This is a genomic window from Sphingobacterium sp. LZ7M1, from assembly GCF_024296865.1.
Classification (GTDB): Bacteria; Bacteroidota; Bacteroidia; order Sphingobacteriales; family Sphingobacteriaceae; genus Sphingobacterium.
The window spans coordinates 300,269-319,798 of record NZ_CP101134.1 but is presented as its reverse complement, the minus strand read 5'-3'; the positions used below and the strand labels follow the sequence as shown (position 1 = coordinate 319,798).

17 protein-coding genes and 2 tRNA genes are annotated in these 19,530 nt (G+C 41.1%); 10 read left to right on the top strand and 9 right to left on the bottom strand.

Annotated elements, in window-relative coordinates:
* The first annotated feature begins 114 nt into the window (after positions 1-114).
* Together NMK93_RS01370 and NMK93_RS01365 are read left to right on the top strand one after the other, a co-directional pair.
* Positions 115-1,389: a sugar MFS transporter gene (locus tag NMK93_RS01370; RefSeq protein WP_254526591.1), complete on the top strand. Its 1,275-nt coding sequence runs from the start codon at positions 115-117 to the stop codon at positions 1,387-1,389.
* 86 nt (positions 1,390-1,475) lie between these two features.
* On the top strand, positions 1,476-2,321 hold the full coding sequence (locus tag NMK93_RS01365; RefSeq protein WP_185211399.1) for a DUF2911 domain-containing protein: 846 nt from the start codon (positions 1,476-1,478) through the stop codon (positions 2,319-2,321).
* Positions 2,322-2,396: 75 nt separating this feature from the next.
* On the opposite strand, the gene NMK93_RS01360 is transcribed toward NMK93_RS01365, so the two are convergent.
* From NMK93_RS01360 to cdaA, 3 genes are all read right to left on the bottom strand, one after another.
* Positions 2,397-5,321: an FAD-binding and (Fe-S)-binding domain-containing protein gene (locus NMK93_RS01360; protein ID WP_254526592.1), complete on the bottom strand. Its 2,925-nt coding sequence runs from the start codon at positions 5,319-5,321 to the stop codon at positions 2,397-2,399.
* Between the two features lie 3 nt (positions 5,322-5,324).
* On the bottom strand, positions 5,325-6,233 hold the full coding sequence (locus NMK93_RS01355; protein WP_185215843.1) for a DUF1338 domain-containing protein: 909 nt from the start codon (positions 6,231-6,233) through the stop codon (positions 5,325-5,327).
* Between the two features lie 105 nt (positions 6,234-6,338).
* Positions 6,339-7,133, bottom strand: a complete 795-nt coding sequence (cdaA, locus tag NMK93_RS01350; protein WP_185211402.1) for a diadenylate cyclase CdaA — start codon at positions 7,131-7,133, stop codon at positions 6,339-6,341.
* Between the two features lie 108 nt (positions 7,134-7,241).
* Here cdaA and NMK93_RS01345 point away from each other — a divergent pair, with 108 nt between their 5' ends.
* Entirely contained in the window at positions 7,242-7,958 is a 717-nt protein-coding gene (locus tag NMK93_RS01345; protein ID WP_254526593.1) for a pyridoxine 5'-phosphate synthase, read from the top strand.
* 70 nt (positions 7,959-8,028) lie between these two features.
* Here the strand turns inward: NMK93_RS01345 and lepB are convergent, their stop codons facing one another.
* Genes lepB through NMK93_RS01320 form a run of 5 tightly spaced genes read right to left on the bottom strand, consistent with a single transcriptional unit; the run spans position 8,029 to position 12,702 of the window.
* Entirely contained in the window at positions 8,029-9,471 is a 1,443-nt protein-coding gene (lepB, locus tag NMK93_RS01340) for a signal peptidase I (protein ID WP_185211404.1), read from the bottom strand.
* A 3-nt stretch (positions 9,472-9,474) separates the two neighbouring features.
* Entirely contained in the window at positions 9,475-10,218 is a 744-nt protein-coding gene (dapB, locus tag NMK93_RS01335) for a 4-hydroxy-tetrahydrodipicolinate reductase (protein WP_185211405.1), read from the bottom strand.
* Between the two features lie 15 nt (positions 10,219-10,233).
* Complete coding sequence (locus NMK93_RS01330; RefSeq protein WP_185211406.1) at positions 10,234-10,980, bottom strand: DUF5683 domain-containing protein; 747 nt, start codon at positions 10,978-10,980, stop codon at positions 10,234-10,236.
* A complete protein-coding gene (locus tag NMK93_RS01325; RefSeq protein WP_254526594.1) occupies positions 10,980-11,900 on the bottom strand; it encodes a ParB/RepB/Spo0J family partition protein in 921 nt (306 codons plus the stop codon). The genes NMK93_RS01330 and NMK93_RS01325 overlap by 1 nt, the downstream gene beginning before the upstream one ends.
* Position 11,901: 1 nt before the next feature.
* A complete protein-coding gene (locus NMK93_RS01320; RefSeq protein ID WP_185211408.1) occupies positions 11,902-12,702 on the bottom strand; it encodes a ParA family protein in 801 nt (266 codons plus the stop codon).
* A gap of 214 nt (positions 12,703-12,916) precedes the next feature.
* Here NMK93_RS01320 and NMK93_RS01315 point away from each other — a divergent pair, with 214 nt between their 5' ends.
* The 7 genes from NMK93_RS01315 to NMK93_RS01285 all read left to right on the top strand — a co-directional run bounded on the left by NMK93_RS01315 (position 12,917) and on the right by NMK93_RS01285 (position 17,259).
* A complete protein-coding gene (locus NMK93_RS01315) occupies positions 12,917-13,438 on the top strand; it encodes an NADPH-dependent FMN reductase (RefSeq protein WP_185211409.1) in 522 nt (173 codons plus the stop codon).
* A 128-nt stretch (positions 13,439-13,566) separates the two neighbouring features.
* On the top strand, positions 13,567-14,283 hold the full coding sequence (locus NMK93_RS01310) for a DUF1080 domain-containing protein (protein WP_254526595.1): 717 nt from the start codon (positions 13,567-13,569) through the stop codon (positions 14,281-14,283).
* Between the two features lie 220 nt (positions 14,284-14,503).
* The gene (locus tag NMK93_RS01305) at positions 14,504-14,827 is read left to right on the top strand and encodes a DUF6686 family protein (protein ID WP_185215839.1); all 324 of its coding nucleotides are present in this window, start codon (positions 14,504-14,506) and stop codon (positions 14,825-14,827) included.
* Between the two features lie 178 nt (positions 14,828-15,005).
* Positions 15,006-15,083, top strand: a tRNA-Val gene (locus NMK93_RS01300).
* 62 nt (positions 15,084-15,145) lie between these two features.
* A tRNA-Val gene (locus NMK93_RS01295) sits at positions 15,146-15,220 on the top strand.
* Between the two features lie 359 nt (positions 15,221-15,579).
* Positions 15,580-15,846: a GIY-YIG nuclease family protein gene (locus NMK93_RS01290; RefSeq protein ID WP_185214507.1), complete on the top strand. Its 267-nt coding sequence runs from the start codon at positions 15,580-15,582 to the stop codon at positions 15,844-15,846.
* A 1,050-nt stretch (positions 15,847-16,896) separates the two neighbouring features.
* Positions 16,897-17,259 carry a hypothetical protein gene (locus NMK93_RS01285; RefSeq protein ID WP_254526596.1) on the top strand — a complete coding sequence of 121 codons (363 nt, stop codon included), beginning with the start codon at positions 16,897-16,899 and terminating at the stop codon, positions 17,257-17,259.
* Positions 17,260-17,499: 240 nt separating this feature from the next.
* Here the strand turns inward: NMK93_RS01285 and NMK93_RS01280 are convergent, their stop codons facing one another.
* Positions 17,500-19,482, bottom strand: coding sequence for a putative porin (locus NMK93_RS01280; protein ID WP_254526597.1), 1,983 nt, complete (start codon positions 19,480-19,482; stop codon positions 17,500-17,502).
* Positions 19,483-19,530 lie beyond the last annotated feature (48 nt).

Genomic DNA, 19,530 nt, shown 5'->3' with positions numbered 1-19,530 from the left:
TAAATAGATTTTTTCTGCCAGATGCAATCGATTGCTTGTTATTTTGCGTTTTAAAATACCGAATTATTTTATTAGCCTTGTAGCTACCTTATTATTAATTTGTAAATCAAATTTATGAGTAATCAAAATAATCAATCGACCGTTGGGCCAATGATCATCATTGGATCCTTGTTTTTTATCTTTGGTTTTGCGACCTGGTTAAACTCTCTATTAATCCCCTATTTGAGAATTGCATGTGAACTGACAGAGGTACAATCCTACTTTGTGACCTTCGCTTTTTACATCGCATACTTGGTGATGGCACCGGTATCTACCTGGGTATTAAATAAATTTGGTTTCAAAAACGGAATGGCAGTTTCCTTAGGTATCATGGCAGTAGGTGCCTTGCTATTTATTCCGGCTGCTTATTCTAGGACATACATTCTTTTCTTATTAGGATTATTCGTTATGGGAGGTGGTTTAGCCATTCTCCAGACAGCATCCAATCCATATATTACGATCCTTGGATCGGTGGAAACTGCAGCCAAGAGGATCAGTATCATGGGGATCTGTAATAAATTTGCCGGTGCATTGGCTCCGATTATTCTCGGATACTTCCTTAAACTGGATGAGGCTGACAAAGTGAAGAACCAATTGGCCAGCATGAGTCCGGAAGAATCCAGTATAGCTTTAGATAAGATTGCTCTACAGGTAGTTAACCCGTACATAGGCATCGTAGTAGTTTTGGTATTACTTGGGTTTTGGATCTCTAAATCTAATTTACCGGAAGTTAAAGGAGATGAGGAAGAAGATGCTGAACACCATAACCTAACCGAATCAAAACAATCAATCTTTGATTTCCCGCACGTATTGTTAGGGTTTATCGCATTGTTTGCATACGTTGGAGTGGAAGTTTTAGCGGGTGATACGATCATTGCTTACGGTACATTCTTAGGCATTCCATTGAATACAGCGAAATTCTTTACGGCATTTACGATGGGATCCATGGTTGTCGGATATATCATCGGTATCATTGCCATACCTAAATACCTTTCTCAAGAGACGGCTTTGAAATCTTGTGCGATCTTAGGTATCATCCTGACGGTAGGAATTATTTTCACTGACGGAATGGTATCATTAACATTGGTTGGTTTATTAGGTTTAGCGAACTCATTGGTGTGGCCTGCTATTTGGCCATTGGCATTGAAAGGTGTGGGTAAATTCACGAGTGCAGCATCAGGTATCCTAGTTATGGGTATAGCCGGTGGAGCTGTTATCCCATTGCTATATGGAGCATTGTCACACTCTGTAGGTGCTCACCAAGCTTATTGGATCGCTTTACCTTGTTATCTATACATCTTATACTATGCCATTTCAGGGCACAAGGTCAGGAAAAAGACACATGCTTAAATTTAAGCAAGGCAATGGGGTTAGTGTACTAACTCCATTGTTTTTTTGAAGTTTTTCTTATCTTCGAATATTCTATTAAAATGATTATGAAAAAATTAGCATTAAGTATCCTTGTTGCGGCAGGGCTTGTATTTACGTCTTCTCAAGCAGAAGCACAATTAAAGCTGCCTCAACCAAGTAGTACCCAGTTTATCCTACAGGATTTGGGAACAGAACAGATTAGTGTGGTTTATCAGCGCCCAAGTGCTAAAGGACGTGTTATTTTCGGAGATCTAGTTCCTTATGATCAAATATGGCGTACGGGTGCCAATGATGCAACCAATATCACTTTCCAATCTGAAGTAATGATTGAAGGTAAAAAGCTCGAGGCAGGTACTTATGCCCTATTTACCATCCCTGGGAAAGAAGAATGGACAATCGTTTTCAATACGAATGCAAAACAGTGGGGTGCTTATACCTACAATGCTGAAGATGATGTATTGCGTGTAAAAGTAAAACCTACAACCTTAGAAAACCCTGTTGAAACCTTCACCATTGAATTTGATGATGTACATGAGCAATCATTAGATCTTTCATTAAGCTGGGAGAAAACAAAAGTTTCTTTCAATATTGCTGTAGATCAAAAAGAAGAGATCATGGCAAACATCGAAGAAGCAATGAAAGGTGATAAAAAACCATATTTCCAAGCTGCTATGTACTATTTCAGCAATGGTCTTGATATGCAAAAGACGGTGACTTGGATGAAAGAAGCTGACAAAGGAAACACAAAAGCTCCTCATATCAAATATTGGAAATCAATCGTTTTGGCGAAAGCTGGCGATAAGGCCGGAGCAATTAAGGCTGCTGAAGAAGGTTTAGCAATTGCAAAAGCAAGCAACAACCAAGAATATGTAAAATTGAACACGCAAGCGCTAGAAGCTGCGAAAAAATAAAATATTCATTTGACAAGAAAGCGGAGACCGAACCATCGATCTCCGCTTTCTTTTTTTATAAACAACTACTGTCCCTTACCTTTTAAGGGCATTAAATAATATCTCGATTGGATGCAATGCTCCAGCACCCGTTCCATCCATGATCTGATGCCTACAGCTTGCTCCTGGTGCAGCAATCAAGGTCTCATCAGCCTTTCCACGCACGGCCGGAAATAACACTAGCTCTCCAATTTTCATCGATAGCGCATAGTGCTCTTTTTCATAACCAAATGAGCCCGCCATACCGCAACACCCTGAAGGTATCTCCTTGACCTTATAATTGGCCGGTATCTCCAAGATCTTAGCAACGATTGGCGACAGCCCCCAAGCTTTTTGCTGGCAGTGTCCATGTAAAAGAATATTTTCTTCCTTCGAAACAAATTGGTTAGATGATATATTCCCGACCATATACTCTTCCCAAATAAACTCCTCAATAGTCAATGCAAAAGGAGCGATCCTTTCGGCATCAGCCATCAAATCTTCGTCTACAAGGTCCACATATTCATCCCTGAAGGTCAAAATGGTCGAAGGTTCAACAGAAACCAGCTTAGTATTCGAATTCAACCTTCCTCTGAAGGTCTTCACATTCTTATTGGCCAGTTTCTTGGCTTCACGCAATAAGCCTTTCGATAATAAGGCTCTTCCAGAAAAGGCATGTGGCACCATCAACACCTCATAGCCCAATTTCTCTAAGAGAATGACAGCTTTCTTCCCAATCTCCACATCATTGAAGTTGGTGAATTCATCACAGAAAAAGTATACAGATTTGATTGGTTCCTTATGACCAGAAAAGGGCTTGTCCTTTCCTTGGAACCATTTTCTCAAGGTCTTTGAAGCAATTTTAGGGATATGTCTTTCAGGAGCAAATCCCAATACATTTTTAACTAGACCAGAAGTTAGCTTTGATTCCACTACCCAATTGTACAGACCTGATATAGGTTGCATCAACTGCGTTAAAGTATCCACATGGGCTATCATTCTTGATCGGAATGGAATACCATGGCTATCGTAATAGGCCTGTAAGAACTCTGCCTTCAATTTGGCCATATCCACACTGGAAGGACATTCAGATTTACAACCTTTACAGCTTATACATAGATCCATGACCTCCTTGATTTCCTCATGGTCAAAAGGATTCGCCTTCTCCGAATTGGTCAACATCTCTCGCAGGATATTCGCTCGTGCCCTTGTTGTATCCTTCTCATCTTTTGTAGCCATATATGAAGGGCACATCGTACCACCTGATAAATGCGACTTCCTACAATCCCCAGAACCATTACATTGCTCAGCATGCTGTAAAATGGTCTGTCCTTTATACCTGAATACGGTCTTGATTTCTCTATTGGCTTGTCCAGGCTTATAGCGCAAGGAGCTATTCATGGAAGGGGTATCAACAATCTTTCCGGGATTAAAGATCCCTTCCGGATCCCATGTCTCTTTAATTTCCTTTAGCAATTGGTAATTATGCTCTCCGATCATGAGCGGAATAAATTCCCCTCGCAATCGTCCATCTCCATGCTCACCGCTCAATGAACCATTGTATTTTTTCACCAAATGAGCAATTTCAAGGGCTATTTCACGAAATAGCTGATTGCCTTCCTCAGTCTTCAAATTGATGATAGGCCTCAAGTGAAGCTCACCAGTTGCCGCATGGGCGTAATGAACAGCATAAAGATTGTACTTCGTTAGGATTTCATTGAAATCCCTGATATAGGCCGGTAGATCCTCCACATCAACTGCAGTATCCTCGATAACCGCGACAGGTTTCTCATCCCCTGGCACATTGCTCAGCAAGCCTAAACCTGCTTTCCGAAGGTTCCAGACCTTCTTTTTGTCATCTCCCAAAACCACTGGAAAGTGATAACCAAGTCCATGGGCCAAAAGATCCTCCTCAACGGCCTTAACTTTGCTCAGGATAGCCTCTTGATCCAGCCCATCATACTCTGCTATCAAGATTGCTTCAGGTTCACCATCAACAAAAAAGCGGTTCTTGGACTGTTCCAGATTATTCTTGGTACACTCCAAAATATATTTATCCATCAGTTCGCTGACCAATGGATGGTGTTTCAAAACAATAAGATTTCCCTTAAGGGCGTCTTCCAAGGAATTGAAATGAATACAAAGCAATCCACTTGGGTTTTCCGGCAATGGATTGGCGTGTACCTTAATTTCGGTAATGAAGGCAAGGGTTCCTTCCGAACCGCAGATCAGTTTACAGAAGTTGAAAGGTTCTTTCCCCGCTGTAAAAGGATCGGTTTCCAGAAGCATATCAACCGCATAGCCTGTATTTCTACGATGAATAGAAGGCTTTGGAAAGTTCTCACGGATCTGTTCCTGATTATGGTAGTTGCCCAACATACTCCGGATTTCATGATAGATCCGGCCTTCCAAATCAGGTTGTTTGCATTTGCTGTCAAACTCCTCAAAGCTCAATGCTTTGAACCTTACTTCAGAACCATCGCTCAACAAGGCTTCCACCTCTAAGGTATGCTCTCTGGCACTTCCATAGATCAATGAATTGGAACCACAAGAATTGTTGCCTACCATCCCACCGATCATAGCACGATTAGCCGTTGAAGTTTCAGGGCCAAAATATAGTTTATAGGGTTTTAGGAAAAGGTTCAGTTCATCGCGGATTACTCCGGGCTGAACCCGCACCCAGGATTCTGCTTGGTTGACTTCCAGTATTTCCGTGAAATATTTAGAAACATCAACCACGATCCCTGCGCCAACCACCTGACCAGCCAAGGAGGTCCCAGCTGTCCTAGGAATCAATGAAGTCTTTTGTTCTCGGGCAAATTTAATAAGCAAAAGAAGGTCTTGCTTATCTTTGGGGTAAGCTACTGCAAGTGGCAACTCACGATAAGCAGAAGCATCCGTTGCATATAACAGACGCATCTTTTCATCCCAATATAGTTCACCACTTAGTTGTTCCGAAAGCAGGGTTAACTGCTCTTCCATAAGTTATGATCCTTTAATCTGTGATGTATAGGTACTTTCGAATATTTTATCGGCATTGTTCGTTTCGAAGCCGTCACGACGATGCTCTCTCTTAATTTCTTCCTTTGCTAAATGTTTAAACTGTGGCAATACACTGCGTTCTGCAAATTCAACATAACTACCTGCAATTTCCAAGGTTTTACCGTCTGCAAATTTAGCATCATACAAGGCCGAAACCGTACTGCTCTGTCTAAGAAGATTGTCTCCACTTGTTTTGATCTTGCCACCAGAAGTGTTCAATTTAATGCCAATGCTTTCTAAAAATGCATTGAACTCTTCGAGGGTATTATATCCATCTTTCAATTCATGGATAGAGATGGTATAGTGGTTCAAGTAATAGCGATTATAGATGACCCAAGCCGCATATTCACTTTCTGCGAGCAGGGTTTCATATTCAGAGGAAGTAGGTAGATCCCATAAAGGCTTCTGTAAGAAGTCTGCCAATTGCTGTCCATTGTTCAGATCCAATGCATCCACTGGATCAGAAGTGATTGGAGCCGTATATTTCAGGATAATCTCTTGGGCGGCTTGGCTCAACTCAGACACTCGCAATTGGGAAACAAATATTCGGGGATAATGGTCAGCAGGAGGTGCATACCAATGTGCGTCAAGTTTCTTGCCTTCAAAATAATAGTAATCCATCTTTTTATAGCCGAAAGAAAGGAAAATCTTCTCGAAGGAGGCGATTCCTAGATTGGGAACACCTAAGGTACGGAATGCAATATGGTCATTTACGATGTCAGCTTGCGATTGTACAACTCCACGCTCCAGAAGAGCCTTGGTAATCTTATCAACATCTGAAACGTTCGCTCGGTAATGTTCAAACAAATCGTTCAACACTATATCAATAGGCTTTTTTTCGTCGAAATGCATAACAATGAATTTAGTCTTATAATTTGAATAAAGTTATCTAAAATTTATCAAACAAAAACTATTGTTCAGCAAAAAAGAGATAACCAAAAATATTATTCAGGAAAACTACAATTCTTCCGCTAAAATCTTCTCCAACTCCTCGGCAGTCAGGTTCATATTGATATTTCCATCCTTCGCGAAGGAAATCTCTCCGGTTTCTTCCGATACGATAACGGCCACAGCTTCAGACACCTCGGTCACACCGATTGCTGCGCGGTGCCTCAATCCAAACTGAGGCGGTAGGTCCTCACTGTCCGACAGGGGAAGTACCGAGCTCGCAGTCATGATCCTGTTGTCCACAATAATAACGGCACCATCGTGTAAAGGGGAATTTTTGAAAAATATACTCTCTAATAATCTTTTGGAAATCGGCGCATCGATCATCGTACCGCTGGTCTGGTAATATTCCTCATCAAAATATCTTGAAAAAACCAATAGCGCACCAGTTCTAGACTTTGACATGTTCTGGCAAGCCTCCACGATAGGTTTGATAAATTCAACATTCTCACGGTGGGTAGATTTCTTGCCTCCAAAGATGGACCACAAGAACTTCTTACGCCTTAGGGAGATATTTTTACCGATATGTAAAAGGAAACGCCGTATTTCCTGCTGGAACACGACAATCAAGGCAATGGATCCTACAGAGATAAAACCGCCGAATATCTCAGTCAAAAGGCGCATCTCCATCTGCTTTACGACTAGATATATACCGTAAAACAACCCCACACCAATCAAGATATTTACGGCTATAGTCCCTTTGATCAAGCTATAGACATAGTAGATGATAATTGCCACGAGCAATATATCGATGAAATCCAGTAGCCTGAAGCCACTTAATAGATTGAAGTCCAAACCATCCATACTTCCTGCAATTTAAAAAATATTATCCATTGATGAACCTATTTAAAATCATAAAATGATAGGAATATGGCAGTGCAAAACAGTAAATTTGTAAAAAGGAGCTAAACTATGACTAAACTTTCAGTAAATATCAATAAAATCGCGACCCTGAGAAATGCCCGTGGTGGAAATGTTCCAAACCTTCTTGCCGCTGCCCTAGCTTGTGAGAAATTTGGCGCACAGGGAATTACCGTACACCCAAGACCCGACGAAAGACACATCCGCTACCAGGATGTTTATGACTTAAAGGCCAACATCAGTACCGAATTCAATATTGAAGGTAATTGCCGTGAGCAGAAATTTATTGACTTGGTCCTTGCGAATAACCCCGCTCAGGTGACCTTGGTTCCTGATGAAGAAGGACAGATTACTTCAAACCATGGCTGGGACACCATCAAGCACCGTGAATATCTTTCCGAAATGGTGAAGCTTTTCAAGGATCAGGGCATCCGTGTTTCTATCTTTGTCGATCCAGTAGTGGAATTGGTTGAAGCAGCAGCAGAAACCGGAACCGATCGGATTGAACTATATACCGAGGCCTATGCAACCGATTTTCCAAATGATCCTGAAAAAGCGATAGAGCCTTATGTTAATGCAGCTCTTGCGGCGCAAAATGTTGGATTGGGATTAAATGCAGGCCATGACCTTGACCTAAACAACCTACAATATTTCCATCAGAACATCCCTGGATTATTGGAGGTCAGTATTGGCCACGCCCTGATTTCCGATGCCCTTTACCTAGGTTTGGAAGAAACCATCAAGAGATACTTAGCCTGCCTAAAATAGCATAGGCAGAACACATAAATGAAAAATGGGAGCCAGTTTTGCTGACTCCCATTTCTATTTGCTATTGACCTTAATGAATCGGTCTAAAGATTCTATTCCATCTAATTTTCGACAGGAAGGATCCATTCTCATCCCAGCTCAACCACGTGAACAAGGCCTTACCTACGATATGGTCTTCCGGCACAAAACCCCAACCTCTCGAATCCAATGAATTATGGCGGTTATCACCCATCATCCAATAGTAATCCATATTGAAGGTATAGCTGTCGGTCTTCTGTCCATTGATATAATAGCCATCAGATTTCTTTTCAAAGGTATTTCCTTCGTAAACCGAGATCGCTCTTTCGTACAATGGAACTGTCAATGAATCCAACTTAACGGTCCATCCTTTTTTAGGAACCTGGATAGGGCCAAAGTTGTCGTAGTTCCAAATGATCCCATTGGTATACATCGGGAAAGCCTGAAAACCTGGATTCGCATCCCCTGGCTCATAAATAATCTCTCTGAATTCCTTGATGTTGGACCATTTCTTCACCTCTTCAGCCTCAGATTTTGTCATGTGCATCGCATATTGACCCATACTTGGATCTGTATACAGCATATCCATCTCGATACGCATATCCAACAATTTCTGTAGGTTTAGACCATTCGGGTCTGTTATGACCAGATAGTTGGTCTGAAAATCCTCATCCGTAAAGGCAGGTTCTCCATTGACAAATAGTTTTGTGCGTTCCATGGAAATAACATCCCCAGGCATACCCACACAGCGCTTAATGTAGTTTTCGCGTTTATCGATAGGTCTATTGAAAGGTGCATCAGCTTCCATTGGGTAGTTGAATACAACCACATCATTTCTCTTGATATCCTGAAATCCAGGAAGTCTTTTATATGGGATCTTGATCGCTTCAGAATAAGCTTTTCCACCAGTGACAGGCATGGTATGGTGAGCAAAAGGAAATGCCAGAGGAGTCATCGGAATCCTTGGGCCATAGTTCAGCTTACTTACGAACAAGAAGTCACCAACCAACAAGCTTCTTTCCATCGATCCAGTAGGGATCATATAGGCTTCAATCAAGAAACCACGGATCAGCGTTGCGGCAACGGTAGCAAAGATAATGGCGTCAGCCCATTCTCTAGCTACTGACTTTTTATATGGATATTTCTTTTTGAATTCCTCGGTAGTGGACTGTCCCAAATATTTCACATTCGGGTCCCTGCCCCATATTGGCAAAACGATAAAGGGAACTAACACTGCAGCAGCATTTTCCCAAAACCTGCGTTTCCCAAAAGATTTAATCAAGTTCAATAAGAGATCATACCCTATAAAGATATTTACAATCGGAACAAATAGCCACACTATCCACCAGGTTGGCCTTCCAACCAATTGCGCCATGACATATTGTGCATAAACAGGAACAAAAGCTTCCCATCCTTGCTTGCCCGCTTTTCTATACAATAAGTACAGCCCGTAAGCGGAACCAATGATGTATATGGCTAAAATGATATACCACATATATTATTTATTAAAATCAAACATTTCAGTCACCTGATAAAACCCTTTTTTACCAAAAAGCCACTCTGCCGCAATAACCGCACCCAAAGCAAAGCCTTCCCTGCTATGCGCAGTGTGCTTGAATTCGATTTGGTCAACTTCCGAGCTGTACAAAACAGTATGGGTACCAGGCACTTCTTCTATTCTTAAACTTTCGATCAGCAATTCATTTGGCTTTGGAATGACTTCCTCACCAGACCCTTCCACAGAATTTACCCAGGATTTCTTTTCATCACTGTTCTCCAAAATCCCTTCAGCAATTGTAATTGCTGTTCCGCTTGGGGCATCTAATTTATGAATATGATGGATTTCCTCCACCTGAACATCGTATTGCTTATATGGATTGATGGCCTTTGCCAACATCTTGTTGATATGGAAGAAGATATTCACTCCAATGCTGAAATTAGAGCCATATAGCAAGGCTTGATCAGCTTCTAAACAAGTATCTTTTACTTCGTCCAAATGCTCATACCAACCCGTGGTTCCGACCACTAGGGGCAGATTGGACTCAAAACAAAGACTGATATTTTCTAAGGCTGCATTTGGAGTACTGAAATCAATAGCCATATCAGCTTCCTCCAGATCTTCGGAAGTAATGCTGTCCCTATTTCTTTCATCAACGATCAAAACCACTTCATGCCCTCTTTTCATGGCGAAGCGCTCGATCAGTTGCCCCATTTTTCCATAACCTAATAAAACGATTTTCATATAGTTAATTGGTTTTTATTTAATGGTAAAGGTCATTTTCAAACCCGGAGATACAAATCCGTTTCCAGAAAAAGTACCCATCCCCGGTGTATAAGCATAGTTAGGAAGTAAGGTTGGTGAAACCTTAAAACTCAGATCATTACTGATATTCCAACGGTTTTTCAGGATCGAATCCACATAGGCCTCAACCACGTTCAATCCATACCAACCTACCGTTAGCAAGATCGTCAGGTCACGGTTTCTGCGACCATAATCCTTCTGTTGAACCAAACCCTGAACGGTCCAGCTACTATTGATACCCAAGGATTCGTGATTGGACGGCTGCCCAAACTCTTCCCGATATTGCAGCTCACCTAAGAACTCTTTATAGTACCATTGCCAGTAATTAAAGGTCAGACCTGCACCAACAAATCCTCCGTAAATGATCGGAACCTTGATCCACCATAAGCCCCCATTGGTATACTGTCCCCAACCCGGTAATATCAAAGATCTTTTCCAGGCAATCCTGGTCAATCTTTCGATCGCCAACCTTGCTGAATCCTTACGGATATCCTTATAATAGAATTTCTCACGCTCCTTTTCAGCCTTTATCCTGGCTTTCCTTTCCGCGCGAGTCTCTTTCTTGACGGTATCTTGCGCAGCTTTCTTTACAGAATCCTGCACTTGGACCATTTTCGTAGAGTCAGGAATGGTATCTTTCACTTGGCTTTTAAGACAAGTAAAGGAAAAGATCATCCCAAAGAGCAGTAAAAATTTATACATTACCAGTCTAACAACTCTAAAATTCGGCTCAAATCATCCTCCGAGTTAAAAGGAATCTCAATGGCTCCTTTCCCTTTCGTAGATTTCACGTTCAATTTTACTCGAGTGGCAAATTTCGAAGCCAGGTCATCCTCAATCTTTTGATATTGAAAATTCAAAGCTGCCTCTTTTTTGCCTTTTTGTTTTTTATCCTTAGCCTGTTGAACCTCACGGACCAATTGCTCAGCCTTACGTACCGACAATCCTTTTTCAACAATCTCCTTGAATATAAACAACTGTTTATCGATCTCTCCGACATTGATCAAGGCTCTGGCATGTCCCATGGATAAATCTCCATCACGGATTGCCGCCTGGATCACAGGAGGAAGTTTTAACAAACGAAGGTAATTGGTTACTGTAGAACGGTTCTTGCTTACGCGATCGCCCAGTTCCTCTTGCTTCAGACTGCATTCCTCGATCATTCGCTGGAAACTCAATGCAATCTCAATGGCATTCAGGTTTTCGCGTTGAATGTTCTCGATCAGAGCCATTTCTAGCATCTGTTGATCGTTTGCAGTCCTCACATAAGCAGGGATTTCGGTAATACCTGCCAATTTGGACGCCCTCAACCTTCTTTCACCGGAGATCAATTGGTATTCATTCTTACCAACCTGACGAACGGTGATTGGCTGGATCAAACCTTGTACCTCGATAGACTCAGATAGTTCCCTTAGGGCTCCTTCATCAAAATCTGTCCTCGGTTGAAAAGGGTTGATCGATATTTGTTCTACTTTAATAAAGTTTATGCTACCGGCAGGAGAGCTCGGTGTCTTGCTCGCAGGAACATCGGCCGTCTTGTCTTTAGGACTACTGATCACTTCCTGTTGAAGCAATGCGCCTAAACCCTTACCTAATCCTGTTTTCCGCTGTTGTGCTGCCATACTATACTGTTACAGTTTGCTTATTATTCTCTTTTAATAATCCATTCTTCTCCAAAATCTCACGTGCAAGGTTCAAATAATTGATGGCACCTTTACAGGATGCATCATGCATGATTACTGAAATCCCGAAACTTGGGGCTTCACTCAAACGCGTATTTCTCTGAATAATTGTATCAAACACCAAATCGTGGAAATGCGTGCGCACCTCCTCCACTACTTGGTTCGATAACCTCAAACGAACATCGTACATCGTCAATAAAATACCTTCGATCTCCAGTTCGGTGTTCAATCGTGTCTGTACAATCTTAATTGTATTCAACAACTTACCCAATCCTTCCAATGCAAAATACTCACATTGAACCGGAATGATCACTGAATTTGAAGCTGTAAGTGCATTGATGGTAATTAGCCCTAAAGATGGGGAACAGTCAATGATGACAAAATCATAATCATCCTTCACTTCATCCAAAAGCCGTTTCATCTTGTATTCGCGCTCCTCCAGGTTGATCATCTCAATCTCCGCACCGACCAAGTCGATATGGGCTGGCAATAGATCTAGATTTGGAGTATCGGTGGCCTGTATGGCTTCTTTTGCTGTCACATCATTCACCAAACATTCATAAATGCTGGTCTTAATGGCGCGAGGATCAAAACCAATTCCAGACGTGGAGTTTGCTTGCGGATCCGCATCCACCAACAAAGTCTTATATTCTAACACAGCTAAACTCGCAGCAAGATTGATGGAGGTGGTTGTTTTACCAACTCCTCCTTTTTGATTGGCTATGGCAATAATCTTTCCCATTGTGATTCCTCAATTTTTGAAAATAATGTCGACCGGCATTATTTCACTTCAATATGCAAATTAACATACCTTGATGATATTAGACACTTAAATGATGTTAAATTTGCTAATTTTGAAGCGAATCTCATTCTACCAAGTCAGGATGCTAAGATACGAAAAATAGATTTAGGTATTGATACCGAACGCTATTGCTTTTTACATGTAACATCAAACAATGAATTTAATTATCTCAGGCACAAATAGAAAACGTTCCAACTCATTAAAAGTTGCAAAATTTTATCAAAAGGAATTGTCAAAAAGGGGCGAAGAGTTTGAGATACTTTCCCTTGAGGATCTTCCCCATGATATCATTGATACGGATCTATATGGAAAACGCAGCGAAGCCTTTGCCGAGATCCAGGAAAAAGTGTCTGCAGCTAAAAAATTCGTGTTTATCATCCCAGAATACAATGGCTCCTACCCGGGAATCTTAAAGGTGTTTATAGATGCCTGCGCATTCCCTGCCTCTTTCTATCACAAAAAGGCCGCTCTGGTCGGGGTATCAACTGGAAAATATGGAAATATCCGTGGCGTGGACCACTTCACTGGTGTATGCAACTATATGCGCATGCACGTCTTGCCCTTAAAGATTCACATTCCACTGATCCAAAACGAATTGAATTCAGAGGAAGAGTTTCAAGACCCCATATCATTGAAGTTTATCATGGAACAGATCGACGAAATCGAACGCTTCTAAGCCCAGCTGCTTTTTAGGTTCCACTGTCATATTTTCTTTATACAAGCTATTCTCTAGGGTCCTCCCAAAATTTTCTTGATTTTTCTTTTTACATTTAGTCCTTTGTAAAATTTTAAAAATCAACAACTATGTCGACCAACCCTATCAAATCCGTTGCACTTATCCTTTCCTTAGCATTAGCTTCCTGTAACCAATCCTCAACCGTAAAAGAAAATCCAGAAACTACAGATTCCAGTGCATTTTTCAATGCAAAGGACTTGACCGGATGGCATGTCTACAACCGTGGAAATATGGATTCCAAATGGAAAGTCGACAATGGCGAATTAATCTGTGACCCGAAGGGCAATGGAGAATTCGGCGACTTGATCAGCGACAAAGAATACCAAGACTTTGAACTGGACTTCGAATGGAAGGTCAAAAAAGGAGGAAACAGTGGTGTATTCATCAATGTTCGCGAGGATAGTACCTACGCAGCCACCTTTGCAACTGGACTAGAAATGCAACTCCTTGACAATGCCAATGCCGAACCAAGGCATCAGGTAGATTCCACGCATTGGGCAGGCTGTCTCTATTCAGTGGAATGTATCGGCAGCAACTCCAAGCCCAATCCTTTCGGCGAATGGAACAAAGCCAAGATCAAACAGCAGGATGGACAGGTAACCTTTTGGCTAAACGACAAGATCACCTTTCAAGATAGCATCAATACCCCTGCATTCAAACAAAAGATTGCCAATAGCAACATGAAAAACTATCCAGCGTTTGCGACATACCCTAAAGGAAAGATAGCATTCCAAAATCATACAGACTCTGTTGGTTTCCGAAATATCGTCATCAGAGAACTGTAGACACGGCTATTACAGTAGAAATCCTGACGTTTTTTTTAACTCAGGCGACAATATATAATCCCAATGTCATAAAGGAACTATTATTTATAATCATTCTAAATAATACCTACTTTTACTCCAGCAAAGAAAACAGTTTCAATTATACAGAAGTCCTGTTTACCCGCATGAAGATAGGCATGCGGGTAACGCAGGCACAAATAAAAAACGGGATTGGCTATATATGGACAACTGTCGCCTAAGAATTCTCTCCAAAAATGACCAAGGCTTCATCAGTATGCCAGAGGGTCAGAATATCATACACCTTTGTTTCAATAATATCCTCATCAACTTCAGCAAAGAAGATTTTATCATGTTCCGAAGGATCGTGAAGGATATCTATGCCGAAAGCAGCCCCGTATCATTTCCAGATGGCCGAGAACGGATCTTATTGAACAGCCCCTATTCGGGAATCAATTTTTCCTTCAACCACTTTGAAATGACTGAATTGGTCAGGTCTTTAGACGAGGCCTATTACATGGAAAGAATCTATTCTTTCTTGCAATAGCAGGCTTCAATGGACTTTCCCACTATCTTTCTGACCGTACAGTATCCAAGACGCCACACTAAAAATCAAATTAATTATTTGGCTTTGAATAATTTGCCAATTCACCCACAAAAAATATCCATAAAATATTTTGTAAATCAGAATTAACCCCTATATTTGCACACCGCAACACGGAAAAGGAGAATTAGCTCAGCTGGTTCAGAGCATCTGCCTTACAAGCAGAGGGTCACTGGTTCGAATCCAGTATTCTCCACCAAAAAAGACCAAGCTCAGTCATTCAGAGCATTCCGATGTCAAATCGGAAATGGTCAATAAAAAGGAGGCTTAGCTCAGCTGGTTCAGAGCATCTGCCTTACAAGCAGAGGGTCACTGGTTCGAATCCAGTAGCCTCCACTACCGAAAGAAAAGCATCAAGAAATTGATGCTTTTTTGCGTTTAAAGGTACTAAATGGATGTTTTTCCAGGGCGGTGAAGCTGGTTCAGAGCATTCCGACCTAAAGTCGGAAGTGGTCACTGGTTCGAATCCAGTAGCCTCCACTACCGAAAGAAAAGCATCAAGAAATTGATGCTTTTTTGCGTTTAAAGGTACTAAATGGATGTTTTTCCAGGGCGGTGAAGCTGGTTCAGAGCATTCCGACCTAAAGTCGGAAGTGGTCACTGGTTCGAATCCAGTAGCCTCCACTACCGAAAGAAAAGCATCAAATAAGTGATCATTTTTTGCGTTTAAGGAATTTATACTACAATTTTCTCTAATGTATACAGTGTACATTATTTACTCTCCTTCTCTAGACCGATATTATATCGGATTTACTCAAGACATTACAGACAGGTTACGACGACATAACTCAAAAAGCAAGGGATTTACAAACCGAGCCAATGATTGGATTATAGTCCATGTAGAATCATTCAATCAAAAAAATGAAGCCATGAGAAGAGAAAAAGAAATAAAAGGGTGGAAAAGCAAGAAGCTTATCGAAAAACTCATACGCGATGCTGGTTCAGAGCATTCCGACTTATAGTCGGAAGTGGTCACTGGTTCGAATCCAGTAGCCTCCACTACCGAAAGAAAAGCATCAATTTCTTGATGCTTTTTTGCTTTACCCTATTTGGTCTCAAACCATCCAGCTAAAATAATGTTGTCTCATTGGACAATAGGCCACAAATACGCTCTCTTTTCCTTGTGCCACCCTGAGAAGTAAAAATTTGGACTAAATTTATTGGAAGTTGATGACAGTAATTGGCAATGAAAATCAATTAGCTCTTTTATTTTTTAAATATAGAACCCCTTTTGGGGTTCCATTATTTTAGCTGGTATGGTACGTTAGCCTGAAAGTAGCGCAAAAACGATGTTCGATTAATCGAACATCGTTTTTGCATTAACCCTTTATAGTTCAATACCAATTCTAAAATAATTCTGCCCTTCCAGGGCAGTAGTTCGCCAAAAGAGAAATAAATCAGAAAAATAAATTTGCGGGCTAAATACCTAGAAACAAAGATTTAACAAACTTGTCATTGGTAGGAACGAAAGGTCTCAGAACCATGCGAATCCTGATTGTATTAGCGAACAGTTCCTGTACCTGCGGTACAGAATGACACGCCCGTATAGAGGAGAACCGTACAGATTCTTCACTGATCGTTCAGAATCAGAGAGCGATAAAGAGGGATTCAGAGCAACGCGAAGAATCTATTTCTTGTTTTTTTAGGAAATTGTGGTCATTCCGAAATCGTAAGATGAGGAAACTATTTCATAGCAAGAAAGGGTTATTCCGATACTCTTCGGGACATCCTCCGATGCCACAAAGCTCCCTTTTCCTGTGTCACCTTGAGGAACGAAAGGTCTCGGAACTATGCAGACCATGATTGTATTAGCGAACAGTCCCTGTACCTTCAGTACAGAATGACACGCCCATATAGAGAAGAACCGTACATATTCTTTACTGATCGTTCAGAATCAAAAATGCTATAAACCTATGTTTTGATAATTATTATTTCCTATTTATTAATTATTAAACCAATAGGATTTTTTAAGATTTTAAAACGTTATATTTACAATCTCAAAAAATCTCAATATGAAAAACCTATTAGTAATGGGTATTATTATTTTAATAACCTCATGCGCAACTTCAATGTCTCCTTCAAAAATAAGCTCTGTTTTACCTGCACTAACAAAAGCTAAATTTTATTCTAGTGTCCAAGCATCAGAAGCAATTAAAAGCTCTAAATGCAAAGTCCTGGTACATGACAGAAAATATCTAGCTCCAATTGGCCTCACGACGAGAGGGGACTTAAAAAACGGCGCAAAAGGTATAGATGAATGGGTTTCAATTGATGGTGGCAATGCATATACCCTTAAAAACTATCAATGGCTAACTGTTGACGAAAAAGGGTCAACCCAATTGCAGATCGAATTCAACACCATGGCTTGTGATTAGACCATAATCAAAAAATCCTCACAGCAATAATCCTGACCTCATTCGAGACACATTCGGAATTTTCGCAATATGTCCCGAACATGCCTCGAATAATACTCAAAGCCCATCGCCAAAAATCCTCTCAAAAAACTACGCACTTTTACAAGATTTCACCTGTAATCCACACAAAAACTCCCCTCCCTGGCAAGAATTTTCACCAAGTCTAAATACTAAATACTCTCTACTAAATACTAAAAACCACTAATCATAGAACTTCCAGGATACCCCAAACCTTAGGTTTGCAGGCGCCATAGGATAACGTCTTACGCTGTAATACCCATTAGGGTACACATGTTGGTTGACGAAGTTATAGCTTAAGAAAAGATTGACACGATCGATGTTTCCAGTGAACCAAAGATCGGCGATAGGGTAAGTTGAGAACTCGATCCCTACGTTGTCATTATAGAACTGTCCGGAGTTGATGGAATAAGAAGGTGTACGGAATGGGGTATTGAAACGTACATCCATACCCAATCTAAAGTCCATGACATTGTACAGCTTGTTCGCATAGTAGAAACTGTGCCATGTGTACAGCTCTGGCGTCGCCAGGATGTCCATCGCATCGGACTTTTGGTAAACCACGCGGTTATCTAAGTGGAACCTACGGAACTTGAAATTCTGGCCGACGGTCAGTTTCAAGAGATTAAGGTTTCCCTCTTGGGTTGGCAGGATATTCCTCGCACCCAATATATTGTTGTCAGGATTTGGAACTTCCTGAAAATAAGTATAGTTATTGATCAAGAAATACTCCAGCTTTCCGTTGAATCCCAACTTATCATTTGCGTATTGAAAGGAAAGGTTTTGGGTCTTGATCTTATTCAGATTAAGGTCTTCCTCTTTCCAGGAATGGTAAGAAAGGTTGGCATTTTGGAATATCATTTCGGGCGATTTATTCTGGGAATAGGCACCGATCCTTAATTTTCCTAAGGTTTCGTTCAAATGTATGTCGGCATAGGCCTCATAAAGGAAATCCCCAAAGTTTCGGCCTACCACAATTTGGTTGGCGGTAAAATTGACGTCAACTTTATCGGAAAACTTATAGCCGACAGCTCCCTTTACCATGGAGTTCTGGTAAAACTTATTCAACACACTGTCTGCATACCATATCAGGTCATTTTGGAAGCCCAGTTCGACCTTAGCTTCATTCTTGAGGCTTTTCCCTCGGAGATAGAAACTATAGGTAAAATCGTTCGAAATGGTTGTAATTTTTGTTGTGTCCTCTACCCTTACCAGATTGTTGAAAGGTAGGGCATTATAGAGGTCCGCCTGATTCTTGAAGAAGATAAACTTCTGTTGCCTGATACTGGAGTTATGGGCAATAACATTCGTTGGATGGATTTCGGCGTCTGGACCATTGCCACTGACCGTGTCGATCCTTCCCATAAAATAGGATTGCCTGATAAAGAAGCCCAGATCTTTCCATTTATTATAAGGGCGGTTTGACTGTATCCCATCCAATTTCACGGGATAACGAGATGGCGAAGTATTGCTGGAAGTATCCCTGAATAAGGTATCGTTCCTTACCGAACCGTTCTCGGTCGCGTCTAAGGTGTTGAACGTAAAGTTTGAAAGGAGGTTGTACCTCTTGCTAGGCGATTCGTACCAGGCAAATACAGCCCCTTTTCGGTCACTATATTGTTGGTTATTATAAAATCCGTCGGTATTGGTAGCATGGTATTCCGCACCAATATTCAGGTGGGGATTAATATTCTGCGCCAATTTAGCTCGGAAAACCTGATCATCAAAGAAGAAACCTACAGCATATAATTCTGAATAACGAGCACGAGCACGGTAATATTGGACAGAATCCGGATGCAGGATATATCGTTCCATGGCATGATAGCCGGATTGAAAACCAATGGTCTTGTTCGGGTTGAACAACAAGTCTCGAGTCGCCAAACCATAGGACCCTAGGTTGATTGAAGGATCCCAAGGAAGGTTCTGTTTATTGTAATATTGGAAATTGACATGGGAAGTATCGATCTGAAAGGTCTTTGTTCCCCGCTTCATTGTTTTCAGGTTGGTAAACCTTACGTATTTAGCCGTGAAGATGACTGAATCTTTCTTATTATCCTCTGCATTACGCGCAGAATCCAATGCAGAACTGAACTCCTCTTCAGTCTGGGCGTATAGTTTAGGAACAAGGCTAAACAACAACAATACAAACAATAACCTTCTTAGCATACTCAAATCAGGAACGGTACAAAATTTATGCCCTCAAAAATAGCGCAA